Annotated in this window: 12 protein-coding genes and 1 pseudogene; 3 read left to right on the plus strand and 10 right to left on the minus strand. The window is 69.1% G+C overall.

All coding sequences use genetic code 11. The annotated features are described in order from the left end of the window. Window positions 1-5: 5 nt before the first annotated feature. From IE262_RS30795 to IE262_RS30815, 5 genes are all read right to left on the minus strand, one after another. Window positions 6-884, minus strand: a complete 879-nt coding sequence (locus tag IE262_RS30795; RefSeq protein ID WP_189878288.1) for a hypothetical protein — start codon at window positions 882-884, stop codon at window positions 6-8. Further along, window positions 881-1,516 (minus strand): hypothetical protein, encoded by a 636-nt coding sequence (locus IE262_RS30800; protein ID WP_189878289.1) that lies wholly within the window; start codon window positions 1,514-1,516, stop codon window positions 881-883. The genes IE262_RS30795 and IE262_RS30800 overlap by 4 nt, the downstream gene beginning before the upstream one ends. Beyond that, window positions 1,516-2,238, minus strand: a complete 723-nt coding sequence (locus tag IE262_RS30805; protein WP_229877603.1) for a cupin domain-containing protein — start codon at window positions 2,236-2,238, stop codon at window positions 1,516-1,518. Before IE262_RS30805 ends, IE262_RS30800 begins: the two co-directional genes overlap by 1 nt. Window positions 2,239-2,362: 124 nt before the next feature. Beyond that, window positions 2,363-3,388: a hypothetical protein gene (locus IE262_RS30810; protein ID WP_189878290.1), complete on the minus strand. Its 1,026-nt coding sequence runs from the start codon at window positions 3,386-3,388 to the stop codon at window positions 2,363-2,365. A gap of 319 nt (window positions 3,389-3,707) precedes the next feature. Next, complete coding sequence (locus IE262_RS30815) at window positions 3,708-5,108, minus strand: serine hydrolase domain-containing protein (RefSeq protein WP_189878291.1); 1,401 nt, start codon at window positions 5,106-5,108, stop codon at window positions 3,708-3,710. 105 nt (window positions 5,109-5,213) lie between these two features. Between IE262_RS30815 and IE262_RS30820 the strand changes: the two genes are divergently transcribed. Then, the gene (locus IE262_RS30820; protein ID WP_189878293.1) at window positions 5,214-5,903 is read left to right on the plus strand and encodes a TetR/AcrR family transcriptional regulator; all 690 of its coding nucleotides are present in this window, start codon (window positions 5,214-5,216) and stop codon (window positions 5,901-5,903) included. Window positions 5,904-6,314: 411 nt separating this feature from the next. Here the strand turns inward: IE262_RS30820 and IE262_RS30825 are convergent, their stop codons facing one another. The 5 genes and pseudogenes from IE262_RS30825 to IE262_RS30845 all read right to left on the minus strand — a co-directional run bounded on the left by IE262_RS30825 (window position 6,315) and on the right by IE262_RS30845 (window position 11,501). Further along, window positions 6,315-6,743 carry a VOC family protein gene (locus IE262_RS30825; protein WP_134041519.1) on the minus strand — a complete coding sequence of 143 codons (429 nt, stop codon included), beginning with the start codon at window positions 6,741-6,743 and terminating at the stop codon, window positions 6,315-6,317. Between the two features lie 49 nt (window positions 6,744-6,792). After that, a complete protein-coding gene (locus tag IE262_RS30830) occupies window positions 6,793-7,332 on the minus strand; it encodes an IS5 family transposase (RefSeq protein ID WP_229877621.1) in 540 nt (179 codons plus the stop codon). 183 nt (window positions 7,333-7,515) lie between these two features. Next, window positions 7,516-10,203 carry an NACHT domain-containing protein gene (locus tag IE262_RS30835; RefSeq protein ID WP_189878297.1) on the minus strand — a complete coding sequence of 896 codons (2,688 nt, stop codon included), beginning with the start codon at window positions 10,201-10,203 and terminating at the stop codon, window positions 7,516-7,518. A gap of 148 nt (window positions 10,204-10,351) precedes the next feature. Next, window positions 10,352-10,586 (minus strand): annotated as a pseudogene (locus IE262_RS39785) (hypothetical protein); the annotation flags it as partial. Between the two features lie 261 nt (window positions 10,587-10,847). Further along, on the minus strand, window positions 10,848-11,501 hold the full coding sequence (locus IE262_RS30845; protein ID WP_189878299.1) for a type III effector protein: 654 nt from the start codon (window positions 11,499-11,501) through the stop codon (window positions 10,848-10,850). A gap of 129 nt (window positions 11,502-11,630) precedes the next feature. On the opposite strand from IE262_RS30845, the gene IE262_RS30850 reads away from it, so the two are divergent. Both IE262_RS30850 and IE262_RS30855 read left to right on the plus strand, forming a co-directional pair. Beyond that, window positions 11,631-12,062: an Hsp20/alpha crystallin family protein gene (locus IE262_RS30850; RefSeq protein ID WP_134043703.1), complete on the plus strand. Its 432-nt coding sequence runs from the start codon at window positions 11,631-11,633 to the stop codon at window positions 12,060-12,062. A 104-nt stretch (window positions 12,063-12,166) separates the two neighbouring features. Beyond that, entirely contained in the window at window positions 12,167-12,562 is a 396-nt protein-coding gene (locus IE262_RS30855) for a DUF2267 domain-containing protein (RefSeq protein WP_134043706.1), read from the plus strand. The last annotated feature ends 51 nt before the right edge of the window (window positions 12,563-12,613 follow it).

The raw sequence follows: 12,613 nt of genomic DNA on the forward strand, positions 1-12,613 counted from the left end.
CCTGGTCAGTTCGACGGCCATGTCATGAACCCGGCCGTGCGCAGCTCACGCAGTCCGGTCCAGACGGAAGAGCCGCTCGTCCTTGGTCCGCGCACCATGCGCAGCACCGTACGGAGCAGCCGCGCCGGGGGGACGGATTCCACCTCGGCCGTCCGCCCGCCCGCCAGCCACTCCAGTTCTCGCGGTTCCAGGCCGGACGGCGCACCAGCCAGGCCGGGCGCGGTCGCGGGCAGGGGCGTGGGCGCGGGGCCACGCTGGGAGATCAGATGCAGCGCCGTCGCATGGCGCGGCACGAGCCCCATCGAGGCGACCCGTATCCCGGGAACCTCCGCGCGCACCCGGGCGGTGAGGGCGATGCCGGCGGTGCTCGCGTCGTGCAGCACATGGACGGTGGCGCCGTCCACCCGGCCGAGCCCTGCCACCAGCCGGGGATCGAGCGGAGAATCGTCGGCGGCGAACACCGGGCAGGCCGCCTCCAGATGCAGATCGTTCGCGAGGAGCATCCGGGCCACGGAACGGCTCTGACAGACCAGCAGCCTGGGCAGCCCGTAGTCGTAGAGATCGGGTTCCCCGGGCCGGTACGGCGTGGACGCGGAGGCCGGAAGCGGAGCCAGCAGCCCGGGTGTCTCCCCGTCGCGCCGGCACAGAGCCTCCTCGAACCGCTCGTACCGTACGGGCGGCGCAGGTGTCAGCGGAACCCTGCGCGGGACAGTGTGCACCGGGCGCAGGACACGGCACATCTCGTAGTAGAGCTGCCGTTCGGTGAACCGGATCCTGCCGGGCGCCCCGGCGCGGGCGATCGCGGTGGTCAGCGCCCGGTCGAGCAGCCGGGCCCGGATGGAGCCGCCGGTGACGCCGGGCCGCGGCGTCCAGTCCGCGGTCATGGGGCGGCTCCGTTCGTCCCGGGCCAGGTGAGGAATCCGACGGCCTCGTCCCTGCGCTTCCGCTCCCGCTCGACCTCCACCGTGATGCGCCCGACGACCCTGGTGACCGCGGCGGGTAGTTTGGCGGGCGGCATGGCGGCGAGGGGGAAGCGATCGCCCCGGGCCAGCCAGTCCAACTCGGGCTCGGTCAGCGTGCCGCCGTCGCGCAGCAGACGCAGGACACCCGCCGACGGGGGCTCAGCGCGCGGCACCGCCTTCACGCCCACCGCCTTCATGACGGTGCGCGGCGACAGGCCGGCGTCGACGACCAGACGGCCCGGCAGGGCCTCCCGGGTGCGTCCGGCCAGCAGACAGCCCTCGGTGTCGGCGTCATGCAGCACGATCACGGGAACATCCGCCGGCACCCGCTGGATGTCGCTGACGACGATCACCCCACAGCGGTCCGGTATTCCACGGCTGATGAGGAGGTCGGCGGTGTAGCGGTGCGGGCAGAGCAGCGCGTACTCCGGCCGCTGCTGTGGCGTTGCGCCGTGCGGCGCGGTCCGGACCGTGCCCGGAGCCGACGGGAGGACCCCAGGCCCCCTTCTCCTCCTCACCGTGCGACGCACTGCCGCCCACCGCCATGGGCTCATCAGGGGCGCTCCAGCGCGGACGCGGCACGGCGCAGGCCGACCGCGAGGCGCTCCCGAACGGTGAGGGCGCCGATACCCCGCACCCGCTGAACGCGTTCGATGTCGCGCAGCGCGGCGGCGAGCAGTCCGAAGTCGGTGCCAGCGCCGCGAGGGCGGCGGCTGACCGGTACGACTTCTTCCGCGCCGCGGCGCTCGGCCTCCTCGGCGGTGATGGCGTAGTCCTCGTGGTCGACACCGAAACCGGTGTTGGCGGCGAGGATGTGCAGGGGCTTGCGACCTCGGTTGGCGAAGGAGTGCGGCATCATCTCGGGGATTCGGATCAACGCGCCTGGGAAGAGACGGATTTCGGTGACCCGGCCGTGCTGGGCGTCGTACACACCGCAGGAGGCGTGACCGAGGCTGAGGACGAAGTGCTCGCCGCCATGGGCATGCGGGGTGAACGCGCTCCGAGGGCCGACGACTCCCAGCTTGACGGTGGCGTTGGAAGGGCGGTCCGGCGACGTCTGAGCGTCCCCGATGAAGTAGTGCGCGAACTTGCCGTCGTCGATGAAGCGGAGGAAGTCCTCACGCGGGCCGAGTACGCGCGCGCCCTCACGGTCCGCGAACAGCACATCGCCGTCGGGGCGCAGATGGAACAGCTCCACTCCGTAGGGCAGTTCACGCGACAGGCGCTCCATACCCCGCAGCCCGGGTCTGCCGGAACCGGACCCCACGTCGGACATCAACGCCCCCCATCGCGCTGTCGAACACCATCAGATCGTATAGCCGTGACGGGAAATCACAGAGCGGAAGTTTCAACCGGCACCCGACGCCACGGTGAACGGTGGGCGTACCTGTCGGCGTGGCTCAGCCGGAACCGCTCTCGCCGGGCCAGGTGAGGAAGCCGATGGCCTCCGCCTTGCGCCCCTCGGGATCGGTGACGAGCACCCGCTCCAGAACACCGCTGACGGTGGCGAGCAGCTTCGCGGGCGGCACCGCCACGAGCGGGCTGATCCAGCCCTTGGCGAGCCACTCCAGTTCGGGGCCGGTCAGCGTGGACTCCGCGCGCAGCCGCCCCATCTCCTCCGTGGACGGCCGCACCCCGCGCAGCGACAGCGCACCCGGCGCTTTCATCACGGCGCTCAGCGGCAGTCCGGCGTCGAGGACTCTCCGGCCGGGCAGTGCCTCACGGGTGCGCCGGGCGAGCAGACAGCCCTTGGGACTCGCGTCGTGGAGCACGACGACGGGCACCTTGTCCGGCACCCCGTACGCCTTGGAGACGAGACTGACGCCGTACCGCTCCGGTATTCCGTTCAGGGCCAGGAAGGCGATGACGGACGGGTCCGGGCAGAGCAGGACGGCGTTCGGATGCTCGGGCCGGTGGATGTCCCGGACACGTTTCTCGTCGACGACGCCGTCCGGGAGCGAACCGTACACGTCCATCCACTCGTGCAGCAGGTAGTTACGGGAGGCACTGATCCGGGTTCCGTGCTTGTGGTGACGGCTGCGGCTGACGGCCGAGACCACCGTCACGACAACGGCGAAGAGAAGAACCGCACCGAAGAACGAGAGGATTCCCGCGTCGTCCGCGTACACTCCGCCGACCACCAGGCCGATACCGACGGGCCCCCCGACCACCGCACAGCCGATCGCCTCCGGCAGGCCGCTGCCGGAACGTGCTTTCCTACGGGAGGCGGCGGCCTCCAGCTGGCCGACGGTGACGGTCAGTCGCCCGCTGTCGGTGAGCTTTCCGGCCAGCTTGCGGATCCGCAGATCATGCAGTCCCAGCTCGTTGGTCTTGGGCTCGAAGGCGAACTTCCGCGTGCACTTGGAGCAGGTACGGCCGGACCGCTCCTTGTACAGCAGATTCGCGTTGCAGTGCGGGCAGATCATCAACGCCCCCCATCGCGCTGTCGGCCGGGCCGCATCGTACCGCCACGACGGGGACCTCCCCTCGCTGGACGGTACCGCCGATGCCCGGCATCACGGTGAACGGCGGGTGTCCAGTGCGGCCCCCGGCACCGGCAGCCGTCGACACCCGTCACCGCTGTGGGCGTAGCCGAGGTTGTTCGGCGCTTTCGCCTCTCCTCACGGTGCGCGGGTGTGCGGGACCGTGTTGACGTGTGCGGTGTCGAGGGCGTTTTCCCAGCCTGCGGACGCGGAGACGGGGACAGGAGGGGCGGCCGCTCGGGGCCGCCCCGACTCCGCTGGATCAGGGTGCTTCCACGACCCGGTTGAAGAGTCGGCCGGCGAGATCGACGCCTATGACCGCGCCGTTGTCGTCGCGGGAGAAGTAGCCGCGCTGCCCCTTGAGTCCGCCTTCCGTGACGATGTACTCGTCACCGTCACCGTCACCGTCGCCGTCGCCGTCTCCGGGAAGGAAGCCGATGGCTGCGGCCGGGTAGCCGGGCGGCATCTCCTCGTCCGATGCCTCACGGACTTCCGGCTTGATATCGACCGCCAGGGTGACGCGGGTGCCGTCGGTGGCGAAGTCGAGGCACATGGCGTCGATCTCGTAGCGGCCGACGATCTGCCGGGCCTGCTCCTCGTCGTAGGGGACCGGCTCTGCCTCCTGCTCGACGACGCCGAGGTAGTGATCGAGCGCCCACCTCACGACGGACTGGTTGAAGGAGTAGCCGTCCGGGCCCAGGTTGGCGAGGGAGACGACCGCGAAGTTTCGTTCGGGCACGATGAGGAGCTCGGCGAACTGGCCGTTGCCCGAGCCGCCGTGTCCGATCCCGTGGACGCCGTCCAGGTCGTGCAGGAACCAGCAGACGCCCAGGCCGTCCCCGAGCGAGCTGGCGCGCAGCCCGACGGTCTGCTCCCGCATGCGGTGCAGCACCGAGGCGGGCACCACGCCTTCGCCGTCGCCGAGTTGGAACCGCGCCCAGCGCAGCAGATCGCTCACTGAGGAGGCGAGGCCGCCGCCGGGGTTGTCGGCGCGTGCGCCCTCCTTGAACGCCCCCCACGGCCGGGCGGGGTGCATGTCGCCGTCCTCGCCGCGGTTGTAGCCCACCGCGAACTTACGGACCATCACCTCGGTCAGTCCGTAAACGGTGTCCGAAAGACCCACCGGCTCCAGGACGAGCGAGGCCATGGCCTGCTCGAACGGCAGGTCCGTGACCTTCTCGATGACCCGGCCGACCAGGTTGTAACCCGCCTGACTGTAGGAGGGGCGGGCGCCGGGCGGTGCGATCAGCGGCAGCTGGGGCAGCTTCGCCACGAGCCCGGCCAAGGAGCGGTCGCCCTTGCCGTCGTCGATCAGGTTCCAGTCCAGGCCCGCGGTGTGGTTGAGCAGGCTCTGGACGGTGATCTGCGCCGCGGCCCGCTCGTCGGCCAGCTTCAGCTCGGGGACGTAGCGCCGCACCGGCGCGTCCAGATCCACTCTCCCCTCCGCGACCAGGCGCATCAGCGCGGTCGCCGTGAAGGTCTTGGACACCGATGCCAGATGGAACAGCGTCTTCTCATCGACCGGCAACGGGTTGCCGATGCTCGTCACCCCGTGCGACGCGTAGATCTCCTGACCGTCCAGCAGCACCCCGACGGCGACGCCGGGAATGCCGAACTCCTTGGCCTGTGCCTCGACGAAATCCGACAGTGTCTTCTGCGGCATTGCTCCCCCTCCAGAGACTTGAACTAAGTGCGAGGAGGAGCGTAGGCCGCTACTTGAACAAAGTGCAAGACCTCGCGTGAACTAAGTTCAACTAAGGTGGTGGACATGCCGCGAGACACGCTGACCGCAGACCGGATCGTCCAGGCGGCCATCGGGCTCCTCGACGACGAGGGGCTGGACGGCCTCAACATGCGCAGCCTGGCCAAACGGCTCGGCTCGGCCGCCACAGCCGTCTATTGGCACATCAAGACCAAGGACGACCTGGTGCGGCTCGCCAGCGATGCGATCTGGTACGAAATCGAGCAGCCCGATGTCGACGCCACGGACTGGCGCACGGCCGCCACCATCCAGGCCACCGGCATGCACGCGATGCTCACCCGGCACCCCTGGCTCGGCCAGGCATTCGGCAGCCATCTCATGCACGGGCCCGGCCAGGCCCGCCACGACGACCTCAGCCTCGCCATCTACGAAAAGGCAGGCTTCACCGCCGCCGACGCGGACCGGGCAGCCGCCACCGTGTTCATCTTCGCGCTCGGCAGCGCGCTCGGACCCGCCGCGGAGGTCTCCCTGAAGCGCCGGCTGAGCAAAGACGGCGCAGACGCCGAGCAATTGATGACCGACGCCATGGCGCGCGCCACCGAGACCGCCCAGCAATTCCCGCGACTGCGCGAACGCCTCGACACCCCTGCCGCCTCGCAGTACACCGCAGCGCCCGACAACACCTTCGAGTTCGGCCTCCAGTCCATCCTCGACGGCTTCGAAGCCCGCCTCGCTCGATCTCGACACCGGCATTGAGGATGCGACGCTGCTCATCCTGGAATGGCTCGGCGAGCAGGGTGTGGGGGCCATGATCCGGGTCGACGCGGAGCGCCTGCGGGAAGGAGGCCGGCGTGGACCTTTGCCGCCAGCGGTGGTCCGTTGCCCAGTGGCCTGAGGGCTGACGGGGCCTCGGTCACCGAATGTATGGACAGGGCACTGCTTCGACTGCGTGATGCAAGGCAGGAGCTGTAAAGCAAGCAGAGAACGGCGGAGGGCCGACTCGCCGCATCGTGGCTCGTCTGGTGATGGTGTCCCGCCGAATGGTGTGGCAGCGATCCCTCTCACGGCCCGCGGGCACCAAGCCGCTGAACAGCGGGGCATCAGGCGGTGCCGCGCCACGACGCCGCTCTGCGGGACACGACCGAAGGAGGGGACGTTCGCGGCCCCTCAGTCGATGCAGAACTCGTTGCCCTCGATGTCCAGCATCGGGATGCACGCATCATTGCCGTCATACAGCGTTCGCACGTGTACCGCCCCGAGCGGGACCAGCCGTGCGCACTCGGCCTCCAGTGCGGCGAGGCGTTCTTCCCCCACGAGTCCGGTGCCGACCCGTACGTCAAGATGCAGCCGGTTCTTGGCGGCCTTTCCTTCGGGGACACGCTGGAAGTACAGTCGCGGACCGACGCCTGAGGGGTCGACGCAGGCAAACCATGCGTCCTGCTGCTCAGGTGGCTGCGAGCGCTTGAATTCGTCCCACGTGGCAAACCCCTCGGGTGGCGGCGGTACGACGTACCCCAGCACCTCGCACCAGAAACGGGCGAGGCGCTCAGGTTCTGCGCAGTCGAAGGTGACTTGGAACTTCTTGATCGACATCACTGGGCCACCGTATTCGCGCGTGCTCTTCAGTGAAACCCCCGGGGTGCCATCACCGCGCAGGGCGGGCGCCTTCCGTCAGTCGTCTTCCTGCGCAAAGCAACCCACGACCGAGCTCGACGCCCGCAGTGGGGGCTGCGGGGGCTGCGGTGCCGAGGTAGACGTTGCCGCGCTTGTCGTAGCGGGTGGCGACGGCGGCCCGGGACTGTTTGAGGCGGTTGATCACCCGCTCGACGGTGTTGCGCTTCTTGTAGCGGTCCTCGTCGAAGCCGGGCAGCCGTCCGCCTCGTGAGCCTTTGCACAGCCGGGCGGCCTGGCTGTCGGTCCGCTCCGGGATGGTGTGGTGGATTACCCGCCGTCGTAGGCACTCGCGGATGGGGCCGTTGCCGTAGGCCTTGTCGGCTGCGAGGCTGTCGGGCTTCTTGCGTGGTCGTCCCTGGCCAGGCCTGGCCACTCGGATCTTCTCCAGGACCGGCTTGAACTGGGTGCAGTCCGCCCGCTGACCTGGCGTAACGATCAGGGAGAGTGGGCGGCAGCGGCCGTCCGCGCTCAGGTGGAGCTTGGTGGCGAACCCTCCGCGCGAGCGGCCCAGGCCCTCGCCTCCAGCACCACCTCCACCAGGCGGGCGACGAGACTCTGCCACGGTGTCTCGTCCTGGTGCTCCATCGCTAGGGCCCCTTTGGTCCCGGGGCGGGGCGGGGCGGGCCCCTTCCGTCGGGCGTCACGCGACAACCGGCTGCGGATATGGGCGGCCGCGACGCCTGGGAGCGTGTGTTCACCGCGCTGATGGTCCGGGCCGACAAGGAGGAGGGAAACGGTCTTCAGGGCAGCTCGGAGGTCCCTCACTGCCCGCGGTAGGGAGAACGACACGAACAGGGGTGCTGTCGGAGTCGGCGGTGGCCGTCGTGCCCGCTGTGCTTGGCGCCGACGAGTTCCCTTCGCCGGTCGGCGAGAGGGCGATGCCGAGGCGATCCCGGGCAATCTGAAGGCCGTCCACCACGAGGCTCGGGCTCTCCCACTCGACGCGGAGGGAGCACGGCCGGTCGTCCAGCCTGCGCAGGGTGAGCGAGGACGGCCGGCTTCCAGGCGAGGCGGGCCGGTCGAGGTCGATGCCGGGGCCGACCTCGCTGTCGTTGCCGAGCGTGAACCGGGCGGGCGGCTCGCCAGCCAGTGTCAAAGTCACCTGTACCCGGCCCCCCTCACAGCCGGAGGCCTTGAAGAAGCCTCCCCAACCGGTGAAGGGGGATTGACGCGACAGCGTCGGCATCCAGTCCGTGTGTCGGGTCGACCCCAGGGGCACCTTCCACATCCAGATTGTTGGCGGTCTGCACCCAACGCCGGCCGGGCAGCCGGGCGAGGCCAAGACAGGGGCCGGTCTGTCCCCGGAGCGGTAGGTCAACTCCAGCCGCATGCCGTTGGAGAGTGCCGCTGCGATGAACAGCAGCGCGAACAAAGAGGCTCCGACTTGGGCCAGACTGGCGAAGGCGGGCAGCACCGGTCTCCAGCGCAGCCACTTGGCGGCCCACTTGCCGTACACCGAACGGCCTGGGTCCTGAGCCGTGTCGCCCCCCAGTTGGCTGAGAAGGCGTTCGTGGCGGAACTGGTGCACCGCGCCGGTCTGCCGCAGTACGCCGAGTTCGCGGGCCTCGTCGAGGAACAACAACGGCTTTCGGGGGAGTCTGCCGGTCAGCCAGAACCAGCACCGGCTGATCTCGTACGATCCCGATGCCGAACCGAGCATGACGGCACAACCCGATAGCACCCCAACGACTGCCCCGTAGAACGCCGACAACGGGAGGTCCGCTCCCAGCGCGTCCGACAGCCACAGCCCGACGCTGACCCCCGTGACAGCGCCCGCCAGCAGAGCCGAGGCGGCGCCCACGCGCGCGTAATGGCGTGCCAGATGCCCCGGCCCGTGCACCCCTTCCTTGGGTACGAACACCTGCTTGAGGTCGGCTCTGACGAACTGGTGAGCGGCGAAGCTCATGGCTGCCGTGAAGAGTCCGGTGACGACTCCGATGGCCGGACCGAACAGGGCATACAGAAGAGCGCCCCACACCGCCCCATACATCAGGCCTACGAGGGGACCGGTGATCCGGGCGTTGATCTGCCACCAGGCGAAGTCGACCGTGCGATCCCGGCGCATCTGGCGTGCTATGAGTCCCAGGTAACGCATCGCCAGTTCCGCCGGATAGCGGCTGGGTGGGTCCTTGGTGTAGACGGCGGGCAGGTAGCGCTTCAGCAGCCCGTCCTCGATGGCTTCCCGAGAGGGATACGCCTCTTGGGACAACAGTTCACCGGGGTCCGTGGAGTTCGCGTCGTACGCGGTCTGCGCGAGGTACAGCATCAGGGGTGACGTCAGTGTGCGGGACAGGGCGCAGTCCGGGTCACGGCGCATCGCCTCGAAGACAGGGGCCCAACGGCTGTCACTGGCCACTTTCGCCTGCTCCAGGTAGCCGATCGCCAACTCGGCCTTCACTTCGTCGAGCTCCACCACCGCGGCACGGGTGAGGTGTGCCCCGGTCTCGTGCGCAGTCTCGTACTCGGTGGCCCGACAGGTGACCAGAAGCCAACAGCCACGGTGAATGGCTGCGTCGATGGCACGGACGGCGTCGGAGTGCAGCTGGTCGGGGAGCTCGTCGAGGCCGTCCAGTACGGGCATCACCCGGCAGGCGTCGAAGAGGTCCGCCGCCGCGTCCGTGCCGAATCTCTGGTGGTCCGTGAGGTGAGGACTGGCCTGACGTATCTGCCGGAGTATCCATTCGCGCATCGGGACGGCCGGCCGCCACGACGACAAGGACATGAGTACCGGGACCGGATCTCCGGGCTCCGGATGGTCGGCCATGTCATGCACGAGCCGGACAGCCAGGATGGTTTTGCCCGTGCCTGGGTTCCCGAGAGCCACCATCTGATGACGGGGCAGACCTCTGCAGGCCTTCGCGATCTCACTCACCGTGCCCACAAGTTGCAGCGGATCGACGCCCAGCACCTGCTGTGCCGGCTGCAGAGGCCGTGAACAGCCCCGCCACGGCACCTCGATGGTGGCCGGCTGCTCCAGGCGCATCCGGGCCACCGTCAGCCGGACCTTGACCAGCACGTCCTTGCGTAGTTGGGCCGCCGCCCGTTCCAAAACTCTCTGCTCATCAGGGCCGTCGAGCCCGCCCATGGAGAGGTTTATGTCACCCCGGACCAGGCTCCACTTCACCTGCTGGAGCATTCGCCGCATGCGATTCCCCCCGAGGCTCAACTGATGGACAATGGTAGTGACTTGGCGGCTCCACAGGGAGCGTACGGGGAGGCTGTGGCCATGACCACGATGCGGGCTTGGGCGGTGGGAGGGTCGGTCGTTCTTGCGGGAGCGGTGAATGTCGCCACCGGCATGTTGACGCAGAACTGGTCCGTCGCGTGGGGCGCTTGCGCGGCAGTGCTCCTGATGATCTCGGCGGCCCTCGCCATATGGCATGCACGGTCGGAGGAGACGCCCCCCGGGCCCGGTTCGCCGCCCCAGCGCCTCCAGGACGTCCGGGGCGTGAAGAGCGGCGGCTCCGTGCGGCTGACGATGAATGGGGAAGGTGAGCAGATCCTTCGCAACGCCAAGGCGAGAGGCGACATCATCGCGGAGCAGAACGACTAGGACTTGCCCGGGCGATCACGTTGCGGAGCCAGATGGTGAGGACTGCAGCGGTTGCGGTGCCCGAGGTAGACGTACCGGCGCTTGTCGTAGCGGGTGGCCACTGCTCGGTGCTGCTTGAGCCGGTTGATGGCCCGTTCGATGGTGTTGCGCTTCTTGTACCGCTCTTCGTCGAAGCCGGGCAGTCGGCCGCCGTGTGAGCCTCTGCGGAGCCGGGCGGCCTGACTTTCGGTTTTCCCGCACCGTAAGGTCTCGTCCAACATCAACTCAGGTACGGCGGTGTCCATGCCGTCCTTCTGCCTTACCCGGCGAGACCTTCAATAACGAGATTCATGGTGTTGGACGCCGTTGCCTCAAAGATCGCGGAAGAGCCCTAGCCGTTGGCGCTGAGACTGATCTTGGGGGGTGGCGGGCCCCGGCCGACTGGCCGGGCCTGCGGTGTGAGGTCTGACTGGGTACCTGCAGCTGTGCGTTGGTTAGTGGTGAGGGGGTGGGTTCGTGAGGGTATCGAGTTGGGCGGCGAGGTCGGGGTGGGTGGTGGTCAGGTAGGGCAGGGTGGCGTTGAGGGGGTGGATGAGTGCGGCCGGGTCGTCGTGGGCGAGGGCCTCGTGGAGTTGGCTGAGCGGGAGACGGGCCGTGGTGGGCAGGTCGGTGAGGGCGGTGATCCGGCCGGCGATGCGGCGTAGGTCAGCGGCGTTGCGCCGGGCCCAGGCGGCGGCGGTGCGGTTCGCGGCGCGGCGTTCGCGGGTGGCCTGGACGCGTTGTTCGCCGGTGGTTCCGGCTGGGCCGGGCCGGTTGCGCAGGTAGCGGCGTTCGGCGGCCTGGCGGCTGGCGACGCCGAGCGGGTGAGCGAGGTCGGACCAGCTGGCTCCTGCGTGGCGGGCTGTTTCGATCAGGCCGGTCTCCCATCCGGCTAGCTGCTCGCGCACCTGCCGCAGCAGCAGGAGGGAGGCCAGCGCCTGCTCCGGGCCGGGGCCGGGGCCGGGGCTGGAGTCGGGGGCGTCGGGGGTCTTGTCCCGGGCGGCGCGCAGGGTCTCGTCTATGGCTTCAAGGGCTGCCACGGCGGCGAGAAACGAAGCTGGACTGTAGGCGTCTGCGCTGGAAGAGGCCGGCTGGTCGGCTGCTGTCACGGGCACCTCCCTCAGGGTGGTCATCGCTTGGACGACGCTTTCATTTGTCATCCATTGGATGACATGTTACAACGGTTTCAGTGAGGCGCATTGGCAGCAACTGCCCGAACCTGCTGGAGGTGTTTCGCGATGTTGATGCGCACCGACCCCTTCCGTGAGCTCGACCGGCTGGCTCAGCAGCTGATGGGACCGGGCACCTGGTCGCGGCCGGCGGCGATGGCGATGGACGCCTACCGCGAGGGGGACGAGTACGTGGTGGCTTTCGATCTCCCCGGCGTCAGCGCGGAGGCGATCGATATCGACGTCGAACGCAACATGCTGACCGTCAAGGCCGAGCGCCGGCCCATGGCGAAGTCCGACGACGTGCAGATGGAACTGTCCGAGCGGCCGCTGGGTGTCTTCTCCCGCCAGATCGTGCTCGCCGACACCCTGGACACCGAGCACATCAAGGCCGACTACGAGGCAGGGGTGCTCACCCTGCGCATCCCGATCGCCGAGCGCGCCAAGCCCCGCAAGATCGCCATCGGCGGGGGATCCGACCGCAAGGAGATCTCCGGCTGAGCCGGACGATGCGGCCCGAACAGCAGCGGAGGACGGGCATCTGATCTCCCCCTCACCTACGTCCTCCGCCCCTACGGACGGACCGAAGAAGGGTGGCGGCCCACGTGACCCTGCGACACGAAGCGTTCCTCGAACAGGTGAAGGAACGCGGTGAGTACAACAGCCTGCAGGAAGCAGAGCGCGCGGCCCGCGTGGTGCTTGCGCTGCTCGGCGCGCACCTGGTCGGCGAGGTGCGCGCCCGGCTGGCGGCGCGCCTGCCGGAGGACTTCGCCCTGATCCTCCTCAACCCGCTGCAGAGCGCCGAACCCCTGACCCCGGAGCGCTTCGTGCGGGCGACGGCGGCCTGGATCGAGGGCGCCACCCACCAGACCGCGGCTTGGGACGTCAGCGCCGTCCTCAGCACGGTCGCCGACGCGGCCGAAGACGACCTGCTCAAGCAGATCCTGCTCCAGCTCCCCGCGGGCTACGACCTGCTCTTCGGCCGACCCCAGCCCACCTGACGACCCAGCCGGTGTCCGCACACCCTGCCGGGCACCGGCACCACGACCTTC

It is taken from the genome of Streptomyces bluensis, assembly GCF_014650715.1.
GTDB classification, from domain to species: domain Bacteria; phylum Actinomycetota; class Actinomycetes; order Streptomycetales; family Streptomycetaceae; genus Streptomyces; species Streptomyces bluensis.